Raw genomic sequence first — 22,134 nt, 5'->3', positions numbered from 1 at the left:
GTCAGTTCGTGCTCTCGGGCCTCGCCTGGCCCGTCCGCTTCTGCCACGGGTAGGCGATCCGCGGCCGGACACCGGGTGGCTCGATGGCCGGCGTCCGGTCCTGCCCGCGCCCCTGCGCGGATCCCTGCCCCTGTCCCGACCCCGGTCCATCGGTCTCATCGGCCGCCACCCGGGGCTCGGCCCCGGGCCAGGTGCCCTCGGGCTCCGGCCACACCACATGCTGCTCGCGCCCCTCGGGGCTCTCGCGCCTCTCATGCGTCGTGGACCGCTCGCCCTGCCGCTGGTCGGCCGCCGGCTCCGGCGTCGACCAGTGCCGCAGCGCGCCCGACTCCACATCGATCTGGGCGCTCAGCGACGACAGATCGTCCTCCGCGAACTTCCGCGCCCGGTCCCTCGCCGCCCAGCGCAGCGACTCCGCCGAGTGCGTGATCCGCTCGGTGCGCTCGCGCAGCTCCTGGAGGTGTTCGGCCACCCTCGCCCGGTCCGGATCGCGCTCCAGCCTGCGCAGCTCCTCATCCAGCTCCCGCCCGTGCGCGCTGAGCCGCTCGAAGAGCGCGACCGACTCCGACAGCGAGGCGTCCTCCGCCACCCCCGCCTGGAGCGCTTCCTGTGTCGCCCGCATCGAGGTGCGCAGCCGCACCCGGAGCTGGGCGAGCTCCCCGGCCACACCCATCTGTCCGAGGCTTCTCGCCCGCAGTGTGGTGTCCTCCACCGTCCGGCGAGCGTTCGAGATCGTGCGGTCGACGCCGCGCTTGGCCGCGCCGACGGCCTTCACGCCCATGTACACCCCGAGTGATACGAACGTGACGAAGAGCAGCGCCAGGATCACGATGACGACCTCCATGGGCGCCCCCTTCGTTGTCGTTTACGCTCTCTCCACCGTAAACGGAACAAGCAGGTTGAGGGTTCCTGGGAAACCCCCAACCTGCCCGTAGGGGAAAGCCCTGCTTACCCCGCCTACCCCGGCCTACCGCCGCTTACCCGGCCTGCCGCTGTCCTCGGTCCGTCTCCCACCCGGTCCGCGTCCCCGGCCCGCCCCTACGCGGGAACGATGTTCACCAGCTTCGGCGCCCGTACGATCACCTTGCGGATACCTCCGCCGCCCAGCGCCGCGACCACCGCTTCGTCGGCCAGCGCCAGTGCTTCCAGTTCCTCGTCCGAGATCGACGGCGAGACCTCCAGCCGCGCCTTGACCTTGCCCTTGATCTGCACCACGCATGTCACGGCCTCGTCCACGAGATACGCCGGGTCCGCGACCGGGAAGTCCTGGTGGACGACCGAGTCGGAGTGGCCCAGCCGGCGCCACAGCTCCTCGGCGACATGCGGCGCCAGCGGCGCGATCAGCAGGACCAGCCGCTCGGCGACCGAACGCGGCACCGGCCGGGCCGTCTTGGTGAGCAGGTTGTTCAGCTCGGTGATCTTGGCGATGGCGGTGTTGAACCGCAGCGCCGTCATGTCCTGGGCGACCCCGTCGATCGCCTTGTGCAGCGCGCGCAGCGTCTCCTCGTCGGGCTCGGCGTCCACGACGGTGACCTCGCCCGTCGTCTCGTCGACCACATTGCGCCACAGCCGTTGCAGCAGCCGGTACTGGCCGACCACCGCACGCGTGTCCCACGGCCGCGAGACATCCAGCGGGCCCATCGCCATCTCGTACAGCCGCAGCGTGTCCGCGCCGAACTCGGCGAAGATCTCGTCCGGAGTGACCGCGTTCTTCAGGGACTTGCCCATCTTGCCCAGGACACGGCTGACCTTCTCGCCCTGGTACCAGTATCCGCCGTCCCGCTCCTCGACCTCGGCGGCGGGCACCGCGATCCCCCGGCTGTCGCGGTGGACGAAGGCCTGGATCATGCCCTGGTTGTACAGCTTGTGGAAGGGCTCGACCGAGGAGATGTGCCCCAGGTCGTACAGCACCTTGGACCAGAAGCGCGCGTACAGCAGGTGCAGTACGGCGTGCTCCGCGCCGCCCACGTACAGATCGACACCGCCGTGCGGCTGTCCCTCGCGGGGGCCCATCCAGTACCGCTCGATGGCCGGGTCGACCAGCTTCTCGCTGTTGTGCGGGTCCAGATAGCGCAGCTCGTACCAGCACGAACCGGCCCAGTTCGGCATCGTGTTGGTCTCGCGGCGGTAGCGCTTGACGCCCTCGCCCCGGCCCAGGTCCAGCTCGACGTCGACCCACTCCGCGTTCCGCGACAGCGGTGTCTCGGGCCGGGTGTCCGCGTCGTCCGGATCGAACGTACGGGGCGAGTAGTCGTCGACCTCGGGCAGCTCCAGCGGCAGCATCGACTCGGGCAGCGAGTGCGCCGTGCCGTGCTCGTCGTAGACGATGGGGAAGGGCTCGCCCCAGTAGCGCTGGCGGCTGAACAGCCAGTCGCGCAGGCGGAAGTTGACCGTGCCCTCGCCGATGCCCCGCCCGGCCAGCCACTCGGTGATCCGGGCCTTGGCCTCGGACACCGTCAGGCCGTCCAGGGAGATGTCCGCACCCGTCGAGTCGATGACGCGCGCGTCGTACGAGTCGAACGCGTCGTCCCACTCCGCCGGATCGGTGGAACGGCCGTCGGAGGGCTCCACCACACAGCGCATCGGCAGCTCGAAGGCGCGCGCGAACGCGAAGTCACGGCTGTCGTGCGCCGGTACGGCCATGATCGCGCCCGTGCCGTACCCCATCAGCACATAGTCGGCGATGAAGACGGGTACGCGCGCGCCACTGACCGGGTTGGTGGCGTACGCGCCGGTGAAGACACCGGTCTTGTCCTTCGCCTCGGCCTGCCGCTCGACATCGGACTTCGAGGCGGCCTGCTTGCGGTACGCGCCGACGGCGTCGGCGGGGGTCGCGTGTCCGCCCGTCCATACGTCGTGCGTGCCCTCGGGCCAGACCGCCGGGACGATCTTCTCGACCAGGTCGTGCTCCGGCGCCAGCACCATGTAGGTGGCGCCGAAGAGGGTGTCCTGACGGGTCGTGAAGACCGTGATCGCTCCCGCGTCACCGACCGGGAAGTCGACGCGCGCGCCCTCGCTCCTGCCGATCCAGTTGCGCTGCTGGAGCTTGATGGCCTCCGGCCAGTCCAGCGCGTCGAGATCGGTCAGCAGCCGGTCGGCGTACGCGGTGATCCGCATGTTCCACTGGCGCAGCTTCGCCTTGAACACCGGGAAGTTGCCGCGCTCGGAGCGGCCGTCCGCGGTGACCTCCTCGTTGGCCAGTACGGTGCCCAGCCCCGGACACCAGTTGACGGGCGCGTCGGAGGCGTAGGCCAGCCGGTACTCACCCAGGACGTCGGCGCGTTCGACGGCGCTCAGCGCACTCCAGGGGCGCCCGTCCGGAGTGGCGCGCTGCCCGCTCTCGAACTGCGCGACCAGCGTGTCGATCGGGCGGGCCTTGTCGGCGTCCTTGTCGTACCAGGAGTTGAAAATCTGTACGAAGATCCACTGGGTCCACTTGTAGTAGTCCGGGTCGATCGTGGCCACGGACCGGCGCTTGTCGTGTCCCAGACCCAGCCGGCGCAGCTGCGTCCTCATATTGGCCATGGCGGCCTCGGTGGACACCCGGGGGTGGGTGCCGGTGGCGACCGCGTGCTGCTCGGCGGGCAGGCCGAACGCGTCGAAGCCCAGCGTGTGCAGCACATTGTGCCCGGTCATGCGCTGATGACGGGCGAACACATCGGTGGCGATATAACCCAGCGGATGCCCGACATGCAGACCGGCGCCGGACGGGTAGGGGAACATGTCCATGATGAACTTCTTGGGCTCGGCCACCACCGCCGGGTCCCCGGCCAGGTCACCCGTGGGGTTCGGCGCCTCGTACGTGCCCTCGGCGTCCCAGAAGTCCTGCCAGCGCGCCTCGATGTCGGCGGCCATGGCGGCCGTGTAGCGGTGCGGCGCTGTCTGCTCGGCGGCAGCGGAATTCGTCTCGCTCATGATCCTCTGAAGCTCCATCGATCGTCACTGCCGGCGGGGGTTCGGCCGTGCCGTGCCACTCGGCGAGTGGCTGCGCCGGCCGGTGAACGAAAAAGACCCCTCACACAGGAGGGGACGCCGCGCCGATTCCGACCGGATCTCTCATCCGTCGGGACTGATCAGCGCGGCCCGCTAAGCAGAAGGCGTACGGCTCGCATGGCGTCAGGGTACCGCAGGGCCCCGACAGCCCGCACAGAGTGGCACCGGTACAAGCACACGAGGGGCACGGGAGAGCCACGAGAGGGGCACGAAACGATCGTGGAACGACCGGCGGCGGAACCTGTTACCCCGCGTATCGACCCGTTCCGGGGCATCTCCCGGGCCGCCGGGAGTCGGGTAACTCACCTTCCCCCGGTTAAACCTGCAAATTGGGTACTGCCTGGTATGGCTCCACTTAGCATGCGGCAACGGGACCGCTTTCCCGAGCCCTTCGGAGTTGCCCCCTCATGAACCCTCAACGCAAGTTCAGCTCGTCGCTCTCCCTGGACCACGGCATGAGCCGGCAGGTGCAGGGCGGACTCACGGTCGCCGCGCTGGTACTGGTACCCCTGCTCGCCGTCGCGGGAGGCGACGCCTTCCGTGCCGCACTCGACTTCACCACCGGAGTGCTGTCGCTGCTGTCCCTCACCGGCGCCGTGGCCTGGGGTCTGATAGCCACCGACAGGGTGCTGCTCTCCCCGCGCCACCGGCTGCTGGCCCAGGGCGTCCACCGCGCGACGGCGATCGCCTCGCTCGGTTTTCTGCTGCTGCATGTCACCGTCAAGGTCACCCTCGGGCATGTGGCGCTGCTCGGCGCGCTGGTGCCGTTCGGCCTCGGTGTCAGCGGTACGAACGGCCTCATCGGCTTCGGCTCGCTCGCCGGGCTGCTGATGGTCGTGGCCGCCACGACCGGCGCGATGCGCAGCGCCTTCGCCGTGCCCGGCCGGTTCGCGGGACGCTGGCGCGCGATGCACATGGTGGCCTATCCGGCCTGGTGCTTCGCACTCGTGCACGGCCTCTACACCGGCCGTCCGGCCGCGACCTGGGTCGTCACGCTGTACTGTCTGGCTCTCCTCGGAGTCGCCGCCGCCGTGTCCACACGGCTGCTGCCCCGCCCGGTCAAGCGCCGCCTCGCCGACCGGATCCTCGTGCTGACCGGCGGCGTCCCTGAGACGCCGGAGCCCGAGCAGAACCGTCGCGATCTCGCGTCGGACCCGCTCCCCGGTGCGATGGGAATCCCCTCGCAGCCCGACTACCAGCAGCGGATCGTGCGCGAGCCCGCCGTCTCGGCGCAGCCGCTGGGAGGGGCTCTGGGCCGGCCGCGCACCCCACCGCGGCTCGCCGCCCCCGCCCCGCCGCTGTACGAGGCGACGCGATCGACGGCGGAGCCCTACCCCGCGTCGGATCCGTTCAGCACCGGCACGAGCGGCATCGGCGCCGACAGCGGCGCCACGGATTCGTTCGCCGCCGCGGAGCCCTTCTCCGCCACGGAATCGTTCGCGGCCTCCGGTCCGCGGACGGAGTCCGGTACGGGTCTCTCGGCCGGGTACCGCGCGGTCTCGCGGGGAGGTGAACCCACCACCCGCATACCGACCGGCGAGATACCCCTCGCCGAGCGCGTTCCCCTGACCGAGGAACTCCCCGTCATCTCCGACGATCCCGCGGGCAGGCCCGGTTCCTGGCCGGCGCCGTCCCCGCCGCGCCCCGCGGAGGCCTTCGCACCGCCCGTGTCGACCCCGTACGACACCGGCGCGGTCCCCACCTACGGCCCGAACGGGGCCTCTCCGTACGACACCGGCGCGAACCCCTCGTACCCAGCGGGCGGCACGACGCCCTCCCCGTACGACACGAGCGGCGGGGGCGTCCCGGTCTACGGGCCCGACGCCCCGTCCCCGTACGACACCGGGTCGATCCCGGCGTACGACACGGGCTCCCTCCCGGCCTACGACACCGGCGCGGCACCCACGTACGACACCGCCGCGCCCACGTACGACACCGGCTCCGTACCCACGTACGAGACCGGCTCCGTCCCGGCCTACGACACGGGCTCCGTGCCCGCCTACGGCGCCGGCTCCTCCCCGGCGTACGACACCGGTTCGGTTCCCTCCTACGAAACCGGTTCCCTCCCTCCTTACGACACGGGCGCGGTCCCCACCTATGAGGGCACGGTCTCCCCGCCGCCGTCCTCCGCCGCCCCGTCGTCCCCCATCCCCTCCGTGCCCTCGTCCGCGCCGTCGGACGGGACCGGGGCCTCCCCCGGTCCCCTCTATCCGCCCCCGGCCGGGGAACCCTGGCACGCACCCGCAGGAGACCGACCGTGAACACCCCGCTCCCCGATGTCCCCGAAGTCCGTGTCGTCGGGCTCCCCCAGCTCACCCAGGGATTCGACCTGGTCGAGCGGCTCGATCTCCCCATGCATCTCAAGGTCCACGGCCCGCTGGAGCCCGTGACCGGGGAACGGCTGGCGCAGCTCGCCGAGAACATGTCCCTGACCGGCCGGGGAGGCGCCGGATTCCCCTTCGCCAAGAAGCTGCGCGCGGTGGCCACGGCCGCGATCCGCCGTGGTGTGCGGCCCGTCGTCGTGATCAACGGCAGTGAGGGCGAGCCCGCCTGCCGCAAGGACACGGTGCTGATCAACCGCGCCCCGCATCTCATCCTCGACGGCGCGCTGCTGGCCGCCGAGGCGCTCGGCGCCCGCACGCTGGTCATCGCCGTCACCCGTAATTCCACCGAGGTCTCGATCCGCGCGGCGCTCGCCGAGCGGGGACTCTCCGACCGGCGCGGCCAGCAGTTGCGCGCGCGGGTGGTCCGTACCCCGGAGCGCATGGTCTCGGGTGAGGCCTCCTCCGTGATCCGCGCCATCGGCGGCGGGCCCGCCCTGCCGCCGGGCCGCCGTGAGCGCGCGGCCGAGTCCGGTGTCGGCGGTCTGCCGACGCTGCTGTCCAACGCGGAGACCTTCGCCCAGCTAGCCGTCGGCGCCCGGATCGGCGCCCGGCGCTACGGGCACACCGGGCTCGACACCGAGCCGGGCACCGTCATGCTCACCATCTCGGGCGCGGTCGCCCGCCCGATGGTCGTCGAGGTGCCGACGGGTGTGCCCCTGCGGTACGTCCTTCAGATGGCCGGTGCGCCGCCGCTCCCGCAGGGCGTGCTGACCGGCGGCTACCACGGCAACTGGATCGACTCAGTGGCCGCCCATGAGGCCGTCGTCTCCAAGGAGTCCCTCGCGTCCTTCGGCGGCGCGCTGGGCGCGGGCGCGATCCTGCCGATCGGCCCCGAGACCTGTCCGCTGGGCGAGGCGCTCCGGGTCGCCAACTGGCTCGCGGCCGAGACGGCCGGTCAGTGCGGTCCGTGCAAGCTCGGTCTGCCCGCCGCCGCGGGCGGTCTCTCCGATGTCATCAACGGAGGCGGTCCCGCCGCGCTGGAGGCGCTGCGCGCGGTGACCCAGGCGGTCAAGGGCCGGGGCGCCTGCAAGCACCCCGACGGCTCGGCGCGCTTCTTCGCCTCCACGCTGTCGGCGTTCACCGACGACCTCGCCGCGCATGTGCTGGACGGGGGCTGCGGGCGTGAGACGACCGGTGTGCTGCCGCTGCCCGGTCCCGGCTACCAGGACGCCGAGGAGTCGATTCCGAGCGGCGAGAAGCTCGCCGTGGACTGGACGCTCTGCCAGGGTCACGGGCTCTGCGCCGATATCGTCCCCGAGCTGATCAGACTGGGGCCCGACGGCTATCCGGCGCTCGCGGACGCGTCCGTTCCCATGCATCTGCGGGGACGCGCGCAGCGCGCGGTGCGCAGATGCCCGGAGCTCGCACTCCGTATCGAGCAGCCGGCGCCCGCGCGGCCCGCGCGCGCCGCGCTGCCGCCCGGCGGTGGCCGCAAGGCCCTGGGCCCCGGGCGTGGTTGAGCGTTGAGCACCGGGACGGACGGGGCCCTCGGGCTCCGTCCGTCCCCTGTCGCGCACCTGTACACGGCGCGAGAGAGCACGCGCAGGAGCACAGGGAAGCGGGAGCACACGGAGAAGCCGGAGCACAAAGAGAAGCAGGCCATCCGATCCGGATGACCCGCTTCTCCGACTACCTGACTATCCACTGTGGAGCTAAGGAGAATTGAACTCCTGACCTCCTGCATGCCATGCAGGCGCTCTACCAACTGAGCTATAGCCCCTTGCTATGCGCCGCTCCCGGGCTCCCCCGGCGGCGGCAGCGCCAACATTACACGGTCCTTCCGGCCGATCACCAAATCGTTTCCAGTCCGCATCGATTCGACCGGTACTGTCGCTTTTTGTGACCATTCCCGTACTTGTGCAGCTTGTCCGGACCAGCGACCGGAGCCCGTCCCCCCGGCGCGCGCTCCTGATCGCCGCCTGCGTCTGTCTGGTCTCCTTCGCCGCGTTCTGGACCGCGCAGCGTGCGGCCGGGGTCTCGATGATCGATCTGATGGTCTACCGCGCCGAGGGACGTACGGTGCTCGACGGCCTGGATCTCTATGCGATGCGCGCGACCCACGCCCGACTCCCCATGACCTACCCGCCGTTCGCCGCGCTGCTGTTCACCCCGCTCACGCTGCCGGGTGTGCCGGTGCTGCGCACGCTCGCGACCGCCGGGAATCTGCTGCTGCTCGTCGTGTTCGTACGGCTCTCCCTCCGGCTCGCCCTCCAGGGAGGAACGCGTCCTCCTAAGGAGGCGTCACCGCGGGCGGCCCGGCTGTGGGTCGCGACGCTGTGGGCGGCCGCGTTCGCCGTCTGGTGCGAGCCGGTCTGGACGACGCTGCGCTACGGGCAGATCAATCTGCTGCTCGCGGTGGCCGTGCTGTGGGATCTCACCCGGGATCCCGTCCTCCCGAACGGACGACCTCAGCACCGGTGGGCGGGCGCCGGCATCGGTTTCGCCGCCGCCGTCAAGCTCACCCCGGCCCTCTTCGCCGTCCTGCTGCTGCTCATCGGTCTGGTACGAGCACGCGGGACGGGCTGGAACCCCTGGCTGCGCCAGGCCGTGACAGCCACCGCCGTCTTCGCCGGCGCGACCCTCCTGGCCGCCGCCGTGCTCCCCGGGGACTCACTCCGCTTCTGGACCGGAACCCTCTTCGAGGCCGGCCGCGCGGGTCTCGCGGAGGACACCGCCAACCAGTCGCTGCGCGGGGTGCTGGCCCGGCTGTCGCAGACCGGCGATCCGGCGCTCTGGTGGCCCGTGGCCGCCGCCGTGGTGGGCGTGGCGGGGCTCGCGGCAGCCGTCGCCGCGGGGCTGCGCGGGGAGCGCGCCGGAGCGGTGGTCTGCTGTGCGGCGACGGCGCTGCTGATCAGCCCGGTCTCCTGGTCGCACCACTGGGTGTGGTGTGTGCCGATGGCGCTGTATGCCGCGGTGCGCGGGGGGACCGGGTGGGCGGCGGCGGCCTGGCTGATCTTCTGTTCGTACGCCCTGTGGTGGGCACCGCACCAGCCCGGCGGCTCCGTACTGGCCCGGGGAGTCGCCGGGACGGCGCTCTGCGCGCTCTATCCGCTGACGGCCCTGGCCTTCGTCGGACATCTGCTCGGCGACACACTCAGGGCCCGGGACCATCGGGGCCCCGGGGACACGGTCAGGCCGTGGCGAACGAGTAGAACCGCTTGAGCGTGCAGTGCTCGTCCAGGAGACGGCCGTAGATCGGCTCGCCCTCCAGTTCCCGGTAGGTCTCGATGGGGTCGCCTTTTATGATCAGCGCCCGCGCGCACTCCTCGCACCAGTACTGGAACTCGGGGTTGAGCGGATCCATGTCCCGGACGATCGGCGTACCACTGCCGCACCAGTCGCATTTACGCCTGTGGGCACCCATCAATCAGCTCCAACAGTGGCCGCAGGCCGTACACACGTAGGAAATCCCGCCGTTGTCACCGAGCACTTGAGCCACCTGGGACGAACCGCACGAGGGGCAATTGAGGCCGGCGAGCGCCTCCGCCGGGGCAAGCAGATCATCGGGCTCCTCGATGCTGCTGGCGGACAATACGGCTCTCCCCTCCGGTCCGGCCCTTCGTCCCCTCCGGTTGTCAGATTCTGCCACGCCGGAGCCTGACGGGCAGCCGGAAAAAGCCTCCCTGTAAGGGCTTATACCGGACGTCGTCGGATCGCGGGACGCCTTATCGCGCCGATGGGGCCCGTCTCATCGCCTTCACGGAACCCGCCGCCGCGCCCAGGATCGCGGCGCCGGCGAGCGCGAGCGTACACACCAGGAGCGCGTCGCCCGGCGCGTCGTGGCCCGGCACCGCCAGCCGGTTCAGGAAGAGCGTCCCGAATGTCGCGACCCCGATGAGCTGGCCGAGCTGGGTGACGGTCGCGAGCAGTCCGCTGGCGTCCGCCGCGTCCTCCTGGCGTACGGTCGCCAGCGCGCCCGTCAGGGTGGGGCTGAACCCGAGCGCCAGACCGACACCAAGCGCTATGCAAGCGGCATACATGGCGAACCCGCCGTCACCGATGTCCCGGAGCACCCAGCCCACGGCGGCGCAGGAGACGGCCGTCAGCACGAATCCGCCGGGAACCAGCGCCCGTTGCATCCTCCGGGGCCAGTTCCGCCAGGTCAGTCCGACCAGACCGAAGACCACGGCCATCGGCGCGAAGGTCAGTCCCGCGCGCAGCGCGCTGTAGCCCAGGCCGCCCTGGACATAGAGGGTGAAGCTGAACAGGAAGCCCGCGTTGACCGCCATCACCAGCAGGATCCGCAGGGCCGCGAGGCCCATCCCGGGGATACGGAGCACTCTTGGCGCGATCAACGGGGCGCCCCCGCGCCGGGCGAGCCGGGACTCGTGGACGAGGAAGCAGCCGAAGACCACGGCGGCGGCGGCCAGGGAGACCCATGACCAGAGCGGCCAGTCCTCCTCCTGGCCGAGGACCAGCGGCACGGTGAGGAGCGAGACCGCGGCGGCCAGCAGCACCAGCCCCGGCAGATCCAGACCGCGGGCGCGCTCCGGCCGGCCGCGTCCGTCCCGCGGCAGTACGCGGGCGCCCAGGGCCAGCAGCGCCACCCCGATCGGTACGTTCACGAGGAAGACCGGCCGCCAGCTCGCGCCGAACAGATCGGCGCTGACCAGCACCCCGCCCACCACCTGTCCGGCGGCGGCTCCGGTGGCGAGTACGGCGGCGTAGGCGCCGAGCGCCCGTACCCGCCGCTCACCGGCGAAGTTGCGCTGGATCAGGCTGAGCACCTGCGGGATCATCAGCGCCGCGCCCGCGCCCTGGACCAGTCGGAACGCGATCAACTGGCCGGTGCCCGCGGCCAGTCCGCAGGCGAGCGAGGCGGCGGTGAAGACCGCGAGCCCGCCCAGATACAGCCGGCGGTGGCCCAGCAGATCACCGAGCCTGGCACCGGTGATCAGCAGGACGGCGTACGCGATGGTGTAACCGGCGATGACGAGCTGGAGTCCGGCGCCCGAGGCGTCGAGTTCGGTACGGATCGTCGGCGCCGCCACATTGACGATGAACACGTCGAGCAGCGCCATGAACTGGGCCGCGAGCACCACGGCGAGCAGCAGACCGGGCCGGGCGCGAGCGCCGGTGCCGGTGCCGACCGCTCCGGTGCCGGCACCGACCGCTCCCCCGCCCTTGTCAGTGCCGTCGTCTTTACTGGATCCGCGGGTGTGTGGTGGGTTCTCGGATGAGGTGGTCGTCATGGCACCGAGCCTGAGGCCGGTCGGGTACCGGTAACGAGAGCCCACCGATGCTGGTACTGACAGCACCTGGCAAGGGACGGCGCGGGGACGGACGATGGGGGTGTGACCACGATGACAGTGCGGGACGCCACGAGCCGGCGGCGCAGATCCGAGCTGGCCGCCTTTCTGCGCGGGCGCCGGGCGCGGGTGACCCCCGCCGATGTCGGCATGCCGCCGGGGCTCCGCCGCCGTACGCCGGGGCTGCGCCGCGAGGAGGTCGCGCAGCTCTCCGGTGTGGGCGTGACCTGGTACACATGGCTGGAGCAGGGACGTCCGATCAACGCCTCCGCGCAGGTGCTGGACGCGGTGGCGCGCACCCTGCGGCTCGACCGGGCGGCGCGCGAGCATCTCTACCATCTCGCGGAGGTGCCGCACGAACCGGATCCGCAGGCCGACGCGGACGGTGTCGGCCCGGAGATCCAGGGCATCATCGACACCCTCGATCCGCTGCCCGCGGTGGTGTACAACGCGCGCTACGACATCCTCGCGACCAACAGCGCCTATGACGACCTCTTCGACATCCGGACGATACGCGCGTACGGATATCCGAACGTGCTGTGGATCCTGTTCTGCGTGCCCGAGAACACCTGTCCGCTGGTCTATCCGGAGACGGAGCTGCCGGTGATGGTGGCGACACTGCGCGGGGCGTACGGACGGCATGTGGGCGAGCCGGAGTGGGAGTCGTTCGTCCGCCGTCTTTCGGCGGCCAGCCCGCGCTTCGCCGAGCTGTGGGAGAGCGGGGACGTGATACCGCCGGGGCCCCGGGTGAAGACGTTCCGGCACGAGGCGGTCGCCGGCGAGATACGGATGACCTCGGTCTCGCTGTCGGTCAACGGGATGCCGGAGTGCCGGATCGTCGTCTACACCCCGGCGGACGAGGAGAGCTCGCAGAGGACGGCCACGATACGCGCGCTGCGCCCCGGCGCGTAGACCACCACGCATCACGCCATCACGGCATCACCGCGTCACGCACCGGCACCGGCACCGGCACCGGCACCGGCCAGCCACGACCAGCCGCGACCAGTCACAACGGAACAGAGCACCCGGAGCCGCCGCCGCACAGCAGAAATCCCGCCCCCTGCTGGGGACGGGATCCGGTTTGTGGAGCTAAGGAGAATTGAACTCCTGACCTCCTGCATGCCATGCAGGCGCTCTACCAACTGAGCTATAGCCCCGCGTGTTCTCCGCGCTGCGAACAAGAAGAACTTTAGCCTGCGACCAGCCGGAAAGTGAAATCCCGGCCCCACCGCCGCCAGGAGCCGTTCAGTCGTCGTCGCCGAGGACCGGTTCGGGGAGGGTTCCCGCGTTGTGCTCCAGCAGCCGCCAGCCGCGCGCGCCCTCGCCGAGGACCGACCAGCAGCAGTTGGAGAGCCCGCCGAGGCCCTCCCAGTGGTGCGCCTCCAGGCCCAGCAGCCGCCCGATCGTGGTGCGGATCGTGCCGCCGTGGCTGACCACCACGAGAGTGCCGTCGTCGGGCAGTTTGTCGGCGTGCCGGAGCACCACGGGCGCGGCCCGGTCGGCGACCTCGGTCTCCAGCTCACCGCCGCCGCGCCGGACGGGCTCGCCGCGCTTCCACGCCGCGTACTGCTCCCCGAAGCCGTCGACGATCTCCTCGTGGGTCAGCCCCTGCCAGGCTCCCGCGAAGGTCTCGCGGAGGCTCGCGTCGTACGAGACGTCCAGCCGGGTGATCGCGACCAGCTCGGCGGCCGTGGCGGCGGCCCGCTGAAGGTCGGACGAGATGATCGCGTCCGGCTTCAGGGAGGCCAGCAGCCGGGCCGATCGCCGGGCCTGGGCGATACCGGCGGAGGTCAGCCCGATGTCCGTGGAGCCCTGGAAGCGGCGCTCCACATTCCAGGCGGTCTGGCCATGCCGCCACAGGACGATACGGCGGCCCCTGCCGCGCTTGCCGCCGTTCAGCGCAGCTCACCGTCCGTCTCGCCGGCCGATCCGGCGGACCTGGTGGCTCCGGCGCGCTCCGCGGACTTGCCCCGGGTCTTGACGGCGTCCTCGGGCAGCTCCAGCTCGGGGCAGTCCTTCCACAGCCGCTCCAGGGCGTAGAAGACCCGCTCCTCGCTGTGCTGGACGTGCACGACGATGTCGACGTAGTCGAGCAGGATCCAGCGGGCGTCGCGGTCGCCCTCGCGACGCACCGGCTTGGCGCCCAGCTCCTTCTGGAGCCGCTCCTCGATCTCGTCGACGATCGACTTGACCTGGCGGTCGTTGGGCGCGGAGGCGAGCACGAAGGCATCGGTGATCGACAGCACATCGCTGACGTCGTACGCGATGATGTCGTGTGCGAGCCGGTCCGCCGCCGCCTGGGCAGCGGCGTTGACAAGCTGGATGGAACGATCAGTAGCGGTCACAAGCAAGCTTCCGTCGACGGTCATGGAGACATCCAGGATCTCACGCCCCACCGTCCCCCGGCACAGCCATTCTCCGCGGCCCGGCCGGGGACCGGTCCGGGCCGTGCGCGAAGGCGTCTCGCACACGGCCCGGACCCGTCGGTCCCCGGTCGGCCGGTCTCCTGGTCGACTAGTTGACCTTGTAGTCCTCGCCCAGGACCACCGAGACATCGGCGTTCGGGGCGGGGGTGCCCTTCTGTACCGCGGTCGTCGGCAGTCCCAGCGTCTTGGCCACCTCGACCGCCTGCGGCTTGTCCGCGTTATCGCCGTAGCTGACCAGCGAGGCCGTCTGCGCGAGACCGGTGCCGGCGTCCACGAAGCCATAGCCGCCGTTGACCAGGGAGATCCGGGCGGACTCCGCCGCGTCCTGGTTCCCGCTCGCGTTCTTCACCCCGACCCGTACGGCCGCGCCCTGCTCCGGAGCGCTGACCGAGCCGCCCAGGACGTCCTTGACCACGGTGTCGGCGGTCTGCTCGCTGAGCGTGCCGTCCGCCTCGACGGGCAGCACCGTCGTGGTGTAGTCGCCCACCTTCGCGTGTTCGGCGAGCTTGGCGAGCGAGGCGCCCAGGTCCTTCTCGGGCAGCGACGGGTCGAGGATCTGCGCCAGTGTCTCCACGGTGATGGTGGCGGCCTGCGGATCGTCCGAGATCTTCCGCAGCACGCCCTGGAGCACCTGGCCGAACCGCTGGAGCTGCTTCGACTCCGGCTCGCCCGGCCCTCGGTAGGTCGCGTAGGCGACGGCCATCCGCCCGCTGAGCGTCTGGTTCTCGCCCTTCCTCACCACCGGCGCCTCGCCCTTCTTCGCGGCGGGCACCTCGGTGTCGGTGGTCAGATCGATGGTGCCGACCAGTTCGACGAGATTGTCCAGATAGGGGGTGTCCAGCCGCCAGGTGCCGGTGATCTCGGTGCCGAGCAGGATCCCCACGGCCTCACGGGTGCCGTCCGAGCCGTCCTCGTCGACCGACTTGCCGAGCGTGGTGGCCTCGCCGTCCTCATTGGCGACGGAGAGGGAGTTGGGCAGCAGCAGGGTCGTGCCCCGGCCGGTCGTGGAGTTGTTGATCAGCAGGGCCGTGGACGTGCCCTTCTGCTTGGTGTTGTGCAGATGCACCACGATCACATCGCGCTTCTGCGGTCCCGTGGCCGTGCCCTGCTTCTTCTCCGTCGTGGACAGTCCGGGCAGCTTGCCCGCGTACCAGAGATAGCCGACACCGCCGACGACCGCCAGGGCCAGCACGACGATCAGGGCCACCACACGGTTACGGCCCCGGCGCCGGGCCTCCTCACGGCGCTCGGAGCGGCTCTCGGTGAACTTGAGCCAGTCGATGACGTCTTCGGAGTCCTCGTCCGGCTCCTCGATGAAGGAGAACTGCTCGGTCCGGTACTCGCGGTCCTGAGCCCCCTGGGCCCCCTGAGTCTCCCGAGCCCCCTGGACCTCCTGGGCCCCCTGTGTCTCGGCTGTCTCGGCGCGCCGCTGCTCGGGTACGGCAGGCTGGGCAGCCTGCTCGGACGCCCGCTCCTCCACCGCGCCGGGCATGGACTGTTGTTGCTGCGCGCCGTGCTCCTGCCGCGAAACGTAATGCTGCTGCGCCGTCTGCTGCTGCGGGATGTTCCACTGCTGGGTGGCGTCGACCGCGACAGGGGGCTGCCGATCCGTCTCGTACGCCTGCTGCTGCCCGGTGTCGTAGCCGTACCCGTCGTATCCGTATCCCTGCTGCTGGGCGTAGGGGTCGTACTGCCCCTGGGACGGCGGCTGCTGAGGGTGCGGGGACTGCGGGGACTGCGGGGCGTACGGGTCGTATCCGTACCCCTGCTGCTGCTCCTGCTGCGGTTGTTGGTGCTGCTGTTCCTGTTGCTGCTGGTGCTGTTGCTGCTGTTGCGGCTGCTGGTACACCGGCTGCCCGTATTCGTCGTACCCGACGAGCTGGGGCTGCGTGTAATACGGGTCGTACGGATCGTACGGCTGCTGCTGGTCGTTCACCGGTGTGCCCCTCTCCGTGGCTCAGTCGCTCATGCGCCGCGGTACAACTGCCGTTTGTCGATGTAGCGCACCACACCGTCGGGCACCAGGTACCAGACCGGATCGCCCTTCGCGACTCTCTCCCGGCAGTCGGTCGACGAGATCGCCAGCGCCGGAACCTCCACCAGGGACACCCCGCCCTTGGGCAGTCCGTCGGCCGACAGATCATGGCCCGGCCGTGTGACACCGATGAAATGGGCGAGCGAGAACAGCTCTTCGTGGTCCCGCCAGCTCAGAATCTGGGAGAGCGCGTCGGCTCCGGTGATGAAGAAGAGATCCGCGTCGCCGTGGAGGGACCGAAGATCCCGCAGCGTGTCGATCGTATACGTCGGACCACCGCGGTCGATGTCGCTGCGGCTGACCGAGAACTGCGGATTCGACGCCGTGGCGATGACCGTCATCAGATAACGGTCCTCGGCCGGGGAGACCGCGCGCTGGGTCTTCTGCCACGGCTGCCCGGTCGGCACGAACACCACCTCGTCGAGATGGAACAGGGCGGCCACTTCACTGGCCGCCACCAGGTGTCCGTGGTGGATCGGATCGAAGGTCCCGCCCATCACGCCGAGTCGGCGTCTGCCGCGGCTCACCGCGGGGCCGGATCCGGGACCGGTCACAAGGCCGGTTCCGGCGCCGGTGGACGCTTGCTGCTCTCCCATGCGTGCAGAGCCTACTGGCACCGGGTTACGAGCCGGGGTCAGCGGTCGCGGTTGAAGCGGGTGGTGATCCACAGCAGCAGCAGCAGTCCGAACAGCGCGCCGCCGCCGATGAGGTACGGGTTGAGGCTTTCGTGGTTGCCGCCGTGTTCGGCGCCCTCGGCGAGCATGACCAGGTTGGCGGCGGTGCCGGTGAGGCTCATCTTCAACAGGCCCTATCGATCGTGTCGGAGCGGAGACTTCGCGCGCACATCGTATGCGGGGGCCCCGGGCACCCTCACGCCGACTCAGTCGTTGTGGTCGTTGTCGCGGTATCCGCGCAACAGGAACCAGGCGAGCAGGACGGCTCCGACCATGGAGGCGCCCAGCACGATCCGGAGCGTATCCCCCGGTCCCTGCTGATCGGTCGCCGCGGCGAGCAGTATGACGGTATCCGGCATGTCGGGTGTGCTCCTCGGTCTCTCCGGCCGGCGCCCGGGGCCCTTCCCCGGGAAACACACGGCCGCTGCCCCCCGTCACACGGTAGCCCCGGGCCCCTACGCTGGGGCTGTCAGGGGGACGAGCTTGGACTCGGAGAGAACGGGGACATCCATGACCGAAGCCGAAGACAACCACGAAGACGCACTCCACAAGAACGTGCCGAGCAGACAGCGCAAGCGCTTCCCGGGCATCTCGTCGCGGGCGTACGAACACCCCGCGGACCGCTCGGCGCTGGTCGCCCTGCGCAAGCTCAGCGGATTCGACACGGTGTTCAAGGCGATGAGCGCGCTGCTGCCGGAGCGGAGCCTGCGGCTCCTCTTCCTCTCGGACTCCGTACGGGTCAGCGACGCGCAGTTCGCGCATCTGCACGCCATGCTGCGGGACGCCTGTTACATCCTGGACCTGGAGAAGGTCCCCGTGATGTATGTGGCGCAGGACCCCAAGCCGAACGCGATGTGCATCGGCCTGGACGAGCCGATCATCGTGGTCACCACCGGTCTGGTGGAGCTGCTCGACGAGGAGGAGATGCGGGCGGTCGTCGGCCATGAGGTGGGCCACGCCCTCTCCGGTCACTCCGTCTACCGCACGATCCTGCTGTTCCTGACCAATCTGGCGCTCAAGGTCGCCTGGATCCCGCTGGGCAATGTCGCGATCATGGCGATCGTGACGGCGCTGCGGGAGTGGTTCCGCAAGTCGGAGCTGTCCGCGGACCGGGCCGGTCTGCTGGTCGGGCAGGATGTACGGGCCTCGATGCGCGGTCTGATGAAGATCGCCGGTGGCAACCATCTGCACGAGATGAATGTGGACGCGTTCCTGGAGCAGGCCGCGGAGTACGAGGCGGGCGGCGATCTGCGTGACTCCGTGCTCAAGATCCTGAACGTGCTGCCGCGCACCCATCCCTTCACCACCGTGCGCGCCGCCGAGCTGAAGAAGTGGGCGGAGAGCCGTGACTTCCAGCGGATCATGGACGGTCACTATCCGCGCCGCGAGGAGGACAAGGACACGTCCGTCACGGACTCCTTCCGCGACTCCGCGGCGCATTACGCGGACACGGTCCGTGGCAGCAAGGACCCGCTGATGAAGCTGGTGGGCGATATCGCGGGCGGCGCGGGCGACCTCGGCGGCAAGCTGCGGGGCGTCTTCACGGGCGGGAACGGCGGCGGTACGGCCGGTGGAAACGGCACCCGCGCCACGGACGGCACCGACCCCGAGCCCGGCCCGGGGGACAAAAGCTAGCGCCGCGACCGGCAGCAGGGCGCGTCGGTCCGCCGCGACCGGCCGGTCGCCGGTCTGTTCTCGACCGCCGGACGGACTGAAGGCCGGCCCGTCCGGCGGAGGTCAGGCCGTCCGGCGGATGAGGGCACAGCCGTCAGGCGGGCGGGCCCGGCCGCCGCGGACTCGGCCGCGCCGTCGGGCTCGGCTGGGCCGTACGGGCCAGCGTGCCGCAGAGCGCCGTATCGGCCGGGCCCGTCGAGTACGGGTCCGTACCGGCCGGATCGTCGGGTTTCGCCCGCTCACCCGCGAGCAGGGGCCGCAGCGTCGTCGGCGGCTGGGCCGAGCAGGCCTGCGGGCCCGCCAGGACCTCGCTGCTCAGCACCTGGGTACGGCGCTTGATCAGATCCTCCACGTCGAACCGGAAGCGCATCTCGCGCCGGACGGTGAACAGCGACGCGTCCCGTACGGGCTGGTCGCCCGGCTGCTCGGCGGACGCGGCCGGTCGCAGCGCGTACACGAAGACATGGTCCGAGGTGATCTCCAGCATCCCGGTCGAGCTCTGCTCGTACCGCAGGGTGCCGCGCGCACGCACGGCGCCGACCGAGGCCACCTTCGCCGGGTCGAACCGTACGAGCCAGCCCGCCGGGGCGTGCCGCCCGTCGTCGGCGGGGGCGGAGAAGCTCCGGTCGAACTGGTCGAACTGGTCCGGTTCCAGCAGCACCCGCACCGGCCGCACCGTATGGCCCGTGAGGACGTCCGGATCCATCGAGGACGCCACGAGATAGTCCTTGACGGTGGTCAGCGCGGCCATCACCTGGCCCTCCGAGAAGTCGCCGGTCTCCCGGGCCGGGGGCAGCGCGATCCCGGCCGGGCCCTCCTGGAACTGCGCCGCCGGGCTGTGCTCGAAGAGATCCTCCGGGCTGCCGCCCGGCACCGGCTCCCTCGGGGCCAGCGGAACGACCGCCATCCGCAACTGCGCCGCGGTACCGCCGATCGGGGGATGGTACGGATTGCGCAGACCCAGATACACCGCCGTACCGAAGGCGAGCACGATCACCAGGAAGAGCAGCAGCACACGTCTGGGGCCGTTCCTGAACGGGTGTCTCGACCGTCTCTTCGGCGGGGGCGGCGGGACCCGCCGTACGGCGTGGGCGTGGTCCTTCATCCGCTCCTTGGCCGAGGCCTCACGGAGGCGGGCAGCGCGGATGAACGATTCGTCGAAGTCGACGGACCCGTACTCGTCGTCACCTCCGCCCGGGAGCCCCTCAGGTCCCCCTTCGGGTGGGTCTCCGCGCCCTGCCATACCTTCAGGGTAGGTCGGCGGGGGCGATCGTAAACGCTCGGACAACCGTCGAGTACCGTTACGGCGCCGTTCCGCCATCCGGGCGAAACCCCGGGATCCCAAGGGACTTTCGACGCGATTCCCGCGAGCTCCGGCGCGGGATTCACACCTGGCCCGCCCGTGGTCCTGGCCCGCCCGTGGTTCAGGGGGAGCGCGGAACCGCGGAGAGCAGCGGCCCCGTGGGGACCGCGGAGGCCGCGGGACGGACCTGCCCCGGCTTGTCGATCCCGGTCGTGGCAGGCTGCGGCACCTGACTGTCACGGCTGCTGGAGGCGCCGCGGTAGACGGCGGTGAACGCGAGCGCGACCATCCCGATGCCCATCAGCAGCGCGAGCAGCCAGGCGACCGGGCGGTGCCAGCGGGCGCTGCCGCGGTACGGGCGCAGAGCGCCGCCATGGCGTCCGTACGGGCCCAGGACCGCGTCCGGGTCGTCGGGGTCGTACTCGCCGTCGTAGGGGTACCCGGGGCCGTATGCGCCGTCCCGGCCGTACAGCTCCTCGTAGAGCTCGTCCTCGGGCGGTCCGCCGCCGGCCCGCGCCCGTGCCGCCTCCGCCTCCGCGCGCGCCTGCGCGGCGGCCAGCAGCCGCTCCACGGCGGAGGGTTCATGGACGGTGGCCGACCGGACGAAGTCCTCGTCGAACACCACGGAGGCGAACTCCTCGTCCGCTCCTCCGCGGTCGTCGTCGGGCTCCCAGCCGTCCGGGAACGGCCTGCCCCCCACGTCGTCCGGCACCTCTTCAGAGTAGACCTGAGCGGTCGTTTTGGGCAGGCGGAGTCCGAACTCTCCCGACTTCGTTCACGGCGCCGCCCCCCGGAGCGCAAGTGGGCACCGGGCCGGGCGCGGACGGGGCACCCGCCGGTGGCCGCCCCGTGCCCGGCCGCCGGGACCCGGTGTCCGGCTACCGGATATGACCGTCGCCGATGACGATGTACTTCGTCGACGTCAGCTCCGGCAGCCCCATCGGGCCGCGCGCGTGCAACTTCTGCGTGGAGATCCCGATCTCGGCGCCGAAGCCGAACTGTCCGCCGTCCGTGAACCGCGTGGACGCGTTCACCGCGACCGTCGTGGAATCGACCAACTGGGTGAATCGCCGGGCCGCCGCCTGCGAGGTGGTGACGATCGCCTCCGTATGGCCGGAGGACCAGAGCCGGATATGGGCGACGGCCGCCTCCAGCGAGTCCACCACGGCGGCGGCGATGTCGTACGAGAGGTACTCGGTCTCCCAGTCCTCCGCTGTGGCCGCCACGACCTCCGCCTTCGACCCCTCCGCGTACGCGAGCACCCGCTCGTCGGCGTGGACCGTGACCCCGGCGTCGGCGAGCGCGTCCAGCGCGCGCGGCAGGAACACCGCCGCGATGTCCTGGTGGACCAGCAGCGTCTCGGCGGCGTTGCAGACACTGGGCCGCTGCGCCTTGGAGTTGATCAGGATGTCGACGGCCATGTCGAGATCGGTCTGCGCGTCCACATACACATGGCAGTTGCCGGTGCCGGTCTCGATGACGGGCACGCTGGACCCCTCGACGACCGTACGGATCAGGGAGGCGCCACCGCGCGGGATCAGCACGTCGACCAGGCCGCGCGCCCGCATCAGCTCCTGTACGGACTCCCGGCCCTCGCCCGGTACGAGCTGGACGGCGTCCGCGGGCAGTTCCGCCCCGCCGACGGCGTCGCGCAGCACCCGGACGAGCGCGGTGTTGGAGGAGAGCGCCGAGGACGAGCCCCGCAGCAGCACGGCGTTGCCCGACTTCAGACAGAGGGCGGCGGCGTCCACGGTGACATTGGGGCGTGCCTCGTAGATGATCCCGACCACGCCGAGCGGCACCCGCACCTGGCGCAGATCGATGCCGTTCGGCAGCGTCGAACCGCGGACGATCTCACCGACCGGATCGGGCAGCGCCGCCACGTCCCGTACGTCCGCGGCGATGGCCCGTACCCGCTCCGGGGTCAGGGTGAGCCGGTCGATGACCGCCTCGCTGGTCCCCGCCTCCCGGGCGCGGGCCACGTCCTCGGCGTTGGCCGTGACGATCTCGTGCGTACGGACCTCCAGCGCGTCCGCGATCGCCAGCAGTGCGTCGTCCTTGACCGCGCGCGGCAGCGGCGCGAGGTCGCCGGCCGCGGCACGGGACCGGTAGGCGGCCCTGGCGACCGGGGAGAGGTTGTCGTACGGCGAGAGCGAGGTCATGCCCGCAGGGTAGTGCGCCTCCTGCGGGCATTCCGCACGTATTCCGTACTCCGAGACGCTTCCGAACGGATGCCGGAACGCGTGGCCGTGCCCGGCACATATTCGGACCTGAAGGAACATGACCGGATGTGATCAAACGTGATCGGACACACATCGGAGCATCAACGCGTCCGTCAACGCGTCCGTCCGCTCGTCCGCCCACGCGTCCCACCAGCGCATCCCGCCGACACGTCC

18 protein-coding genes and 2 tRNA genes are annotated in these 22,134 nt (G+C 70.9%); 5 read left to right on the top strand and 15 right to left on the bottom strand.

What is annotated here, in order from left to right:
• Window position 1 precedes the first annotated feature (1 nt).
• Window positions 2-844, bottom strand: coding sequence for a hypothetical protein (locus ACWGDX_RS27270; protein ID WP_453629674.1), 843 nt, complete (start codon window positions 842-844; stop codon window positions 2-4).
• A 194-nt stretch (window positions 845-1,038) separates the two neighbouring features.
• Window positions 1,039-3,915 (bottom strand): leucine--tRNA ligase, encoded by a 2,877-nt coding sequence (leuS, locus tag ACWGDX_RS27265; RefSeq protein ID WP_453629672.1) that lies wholly within the window; start codon window positions 3,913-3,915, stop codon window positions 1,039-1,041.
• Window positions 3,916-4,400: 485 nt separating this feature from the next.
• On the opposite strand from leuS, the gene ACWGDX_RS27260 reads away from it, so the two are divergent.
• Together ACWGDX_RS27260 and ACWGDX_RS27255 are read left to right on the top strand one after the other, a co-directional pair.
• Window positions 4,401-6,254, top strand: a complete 1,854-nt coding sequence (locus tag ACWGDX_RS27260; RefSeq protein WP_453629670.1) for a hypothetical protein — start codon at window positions 4,401-4,403, stop codon at window positions 6,252-6,254.
• Complete coding sequence (locus ACWGDX_RS27255) at window positions 6,251-7,837, top strand: ferredoxin (RefSeq protein ID WP_453629669.1); 1,587 nt, start codon at window positions 6,251-6,253, stop codon at window positions 7,835-7,837. The genes ACWGDX_RS27260 and ACWGDX_RS27255 overlap by 4 nt, the downstream gene beginning before the upstream one ends.
• Before the next feature lie 187 nt (window positions 7,838-8,024).
• On the opposite strand, the gene ACWGDX_RS27250 is transcribed toward ACWGDX_RS27255, so the two are convergent.
• Window positions 8,025-8,097: transfer RNA gene (locus ACWGDX_RS27250), tRNA-Ala, on the bottom strand.
• Window positions 8,098-8,222: 125 nt separating this feature from the next.
• Here ACWGDX_RS27250 and ACWGDX_RS27245 point away from each other — a divergent pair.
• Window positions 8,223-9,539, top strand: coding sequence for a glycosyltransferase 87 family protein (locus tag ACWGDX_RS27245; protein ID WP_453629734.1), 1,317 nt, complete (start codon window positions 8,223-8,225; stop codon window positions 9,537-9,539).
• Here ACWGDX_RS27245 and ACWGDX_RS27240 read toward each other — a convergent pair.
• Together ACWGDX_RS27240 and ACWGDX_RS27235 are read right to left on the bottom strand one after the other, a co-directional pair.
• Window positions 9,508-9,741, bottom strand: coding sequence for a hypothetical protein (locus tag ACWGDX_RS27240; protein WP_046498555.1), 234 nt, complete (start codon window positions 9,739-9,741; stop codon window positions 9,508-9,510). The two genes, ACWGDX_RS27245 and ACWGDX_RS27240, sit on opposite strands and share 32 nt — an antisense overlap.
• Window positions 9,742-10,042: 301 nt before the next feature.
• Window positions 10,043-11,398 carry an MFS transporter gene (locus tag ACWGDX_RS27235; RefSeq protein WP_453629732.1) on the bottom strand — a complete coding sequence of 452 codons (1,356 nt, stop codon included), beginning with the start codon at window positions 11,396-11,398 and terminating at the stop codon, window positions 10,043-10,045.
• Between the two features lie 282 nt (window positions 11,399-11,680).
• Between ACWGDX_RS27235 and ACWGDX_RS27230 the strand changes: the two genes are divergently transcribed.
• Window positions 11,681-12,538 carry a helix-turn-helix transcriptional regulator gene (locus ACWGDX_RS27230; RefSeq protein ID WP_453629730.1) on the top strand — a complete coding sequence of 286 codons (858 nt, stop codon included), beginning with the start codon at window positions 11,681-11,683 and terminating at the stop codon, window positions 12,536-12,538.
• 172 nt (window positions 12,539-12,710) lie between these two features.
• Here the strand turns inward: ACWGDX_RS27230 and ACWGDX_RS27225 are convergent.
• The 7 genes from ACWGDX_RS27225 to ACWGDX_RS27195 all read right to left on the bottom strand — a co-directional run bounded on the left by ACWGDX_RS27225 (window position 12,711) and on the right by ACWGDX_RS27195 (window position 17,120).
• Window positions 12,711-12,783: transfer RNA gene (locus ACWGDX_RS27225), tRNA-Ala, on the bottom strand.
• Between the two features lie 88 nt (window positions 12,784-12,871).
• Complete coding sequence (locus ACWGDX_RS27220; RefSeq protein WP_453629728.1) at window positions 12,872-13,525, bottom strand: histidine phosphatase family protein; 654 nt, start codon at window positions 13,523-13,525, stop codon at window positions 12,872-12,874.
• On the bottom strand, window positions 13,522-13,971 hold the full coding sequence (gene rsfS, locus ACWGDX_RS27215) for a ribosome silencing factor (RefSeq protein WP_453629667.1): 450 nt from the start codon (window positions 13,969-13,971) through the stop codon (window positions 13,522-13,524). Before rsfS ends, ACWGDX_RS27220 begins: the two co-directional genes overlap by 4 nt.
• 169 nt (window positions 13,972-14,140) lie before the next feature.
• The gene (locus tag ACWGDX_RS27210) at window positions 14,141-15,988 is read right to left on the bottom strand and encodes a LytR C-terminal domain-containing protein (RefSeq protein WP_453629665.1); all 1,848 of its coding nucleotides are present in this window, start codon (window positions 15,986-15,988) and stop codon (window positions 14,141-14,143) included.
• 29 nt (window positions 15,989-16,017) lie between these two features.
• Entirely contained in the window at window positions 16,018-16,683 is a 666-nt protein-coding gene (gene nadD / locus ACWGDX_RS27205) for a nicotinate-nucleotide adenylyltransferase (RefSeq protein WP_363085544.1), read from the bottom strand.
• A 38-nt stretch (window positions 16,684-16,721) separates the two neighbouring features.
• Entirely contained in the window at window positions 16,722-16,883 is a 162-nt protein-coding gene (locus ACWGDX_RS27200; RefSeq protein ID WP_169922600.1) for a hypothetical protein, read from the bottom strand.
• A gap of 84 nt (window positions 16,884-16,967) precedes the next feature.
• On the bottom strand, window positions 16,968-17,120 hold the full coding sequence (locus ACWGDX_RS27195) for a hypothetical protein (RefSeq protein WP_453629662.1): 153 nt from the start codon (window positions 17,118-17,120) through the stop codon (window positions 16,968-16,970).
• 151 nt (window positions 17,121-17,271) lie between these two features.
• Between ACWGDX_RS27195 and ACWGDX_RS27190 the strand changes: the two genes are divergently transcribed.
• A complete protein-coding gene (locus tag ACWGDX_RS27190; RefSeq protein ID WP_453629660.1) occupies window positions 17,272-18,396 on the top strand; it encodes a M48 family metallopeptidase in 1,125 nt (374 codons plus the stop codon).
• A 133-nt stretch (window positions 18,397-18,529) separates the two neighbouring features.
• Here ACWGDX_RS27190 and ACWGDX_RS27185 read toward each other — a convergent pair whose 3' ends face one another.
• From ACWGDX_RS27185 to ACWGDX_RS27175, 3 genes are all read right to left on the bottom strand, one after another.
• Window positions 18,530-19,678 (bottom strand): SCO2583 family membrane protein, encoded by a 1,149-nt coding sequence (locus ACWGDX_RS27185; RefSeq protein ID WP_453629658.1) that lies wholly within the window; start codon window positions 19,676-19,678, stop codon window positions 18,530-18,532.
• Between the two features lie 181 nt (window positions 19,679-19,859).
• A complete protein-coding gene (locus ACWGDX_RS27180; RefSeq protein ID WP_453629656.1) occupies window positions 19,860-20,450 on the bottom strand; it encodes an SCO2584 family spore wall biosynthesis protein in 591 nt (196 codons plus the stop codon).
• A 166-nt stretch (window positions 20,451-20,616) separates the two neighbouring features.
• A complete protein-coding gene (locus ACWGDX_RS27175; RefSeq protein ID WP_453629654.1) occupies window positions 20,617-21,900 on the bottom strand; it encodes a glutamate-5-semialdehyde dehydrogenase in 1,284 nt (427 codons plus the stop codon).
• Between the last annotated feature and the right edge of the window lie 234 nt (window positions 21,901-22,134).

Source organism: Streptomyces sp. NPDC055025, assembly GCF_053608565.1.
The sequence above is the reverse complement of the archived record's forward strand: the minus strand, read 5'-3'. Positions and strand labels throughout refer to the sequence as shown.

Excerpts from the sequence above, each read along its gene's own strand:
- ACWGDX_RS27195 (WP_453629662.1), bottom strand. The coding sequence starts at position 17,120 with ATGCCGGATACCGTCATACTGCTCGCCGCGGCGACCGATCAGCAGGGA.
- leuS (WP_453629672.1), bottom strand. The coding sequence starts at position 3,915 with ATGAGCGAGACGAATTCCGCTGCCGCCGAGCAGACAGCGCCGCACCGC.
- ACWGDX_RS27185 (WP_453629658.1), bottom strand. The coding sequence starts at position 19,678 with ATGGCAGGGCGCGGAGACCCACCCGAAGGGGGACCTGAGGGGCTCCCG.
- ACWGDX_RS27190 (WP_453629660.1), top strand. The coding sequence starts at position 17,272 with ATGACCGAAGCCGAAGACAACCACGAAGACGCACTCCACAAGAACGTG.
- ACWGDX_RS27260 (WP_453629670.1), top strand. The coding sequence starts at position 4,401 with ATGAACCCTCAACGCAAGTTCAGCTCGTCGCTCTCCCTGGACCACGGC.
- ACWGDX_RS27175 (WP_453629654.1), bottom strand. The coding sequence starts at position 21,900 with ATGACCTCGCTCTCGCCGTACGACAACCTCTCCCCGGTCGCCAGGGCC.
- ACWGDX_RS27230 (WP_453629730.1), top strand. The coding sequence starts at position 11,681 with ATGACAGTGCGGGACGCCACGAGCCGGCGGCGCAGATCCGAGCTGGCC.
- ACWGDX_RS27270 (WP_453629674.1), bottom strand. The coding sequence starts at position 844 with ATGGAGGTCGTCATCGTGATCCTGGCGCTGCTCTTCGTCACGTTCGTA.
- ACWGDX_RS27235 (WP_453629732.1), bottom strand. The coding sequence starts at position 11,398 with ATGGCGCTGCTCGACGTGTTCATCGTCAATGTGGCGGCGCCGACGATC.
- nadD (WP_363085544.1), bottom strand. The coding sequence starts at position 16,683 with ATGGGAGAGCAGCAAGCGTCCACCGGCGCCGGAACCGGCCTTGTGACC.
- ACWGDX_RS27200 (WP_169922600.1), bottom strand. The coding sequence starts at position 16,883 with ATGAGCCTCACCGGCACCGCCGCCAACCTGGTCATGCTCGCCGAGGGC.
- ACWGDX_RS27240 (WP_046498555.1), bottom strand. The coding sequence starts at position 9,741 with ATGGGTGCCCACAGGCGTAAATGCGACTGGTGCGGCAGTGGTACGCCG.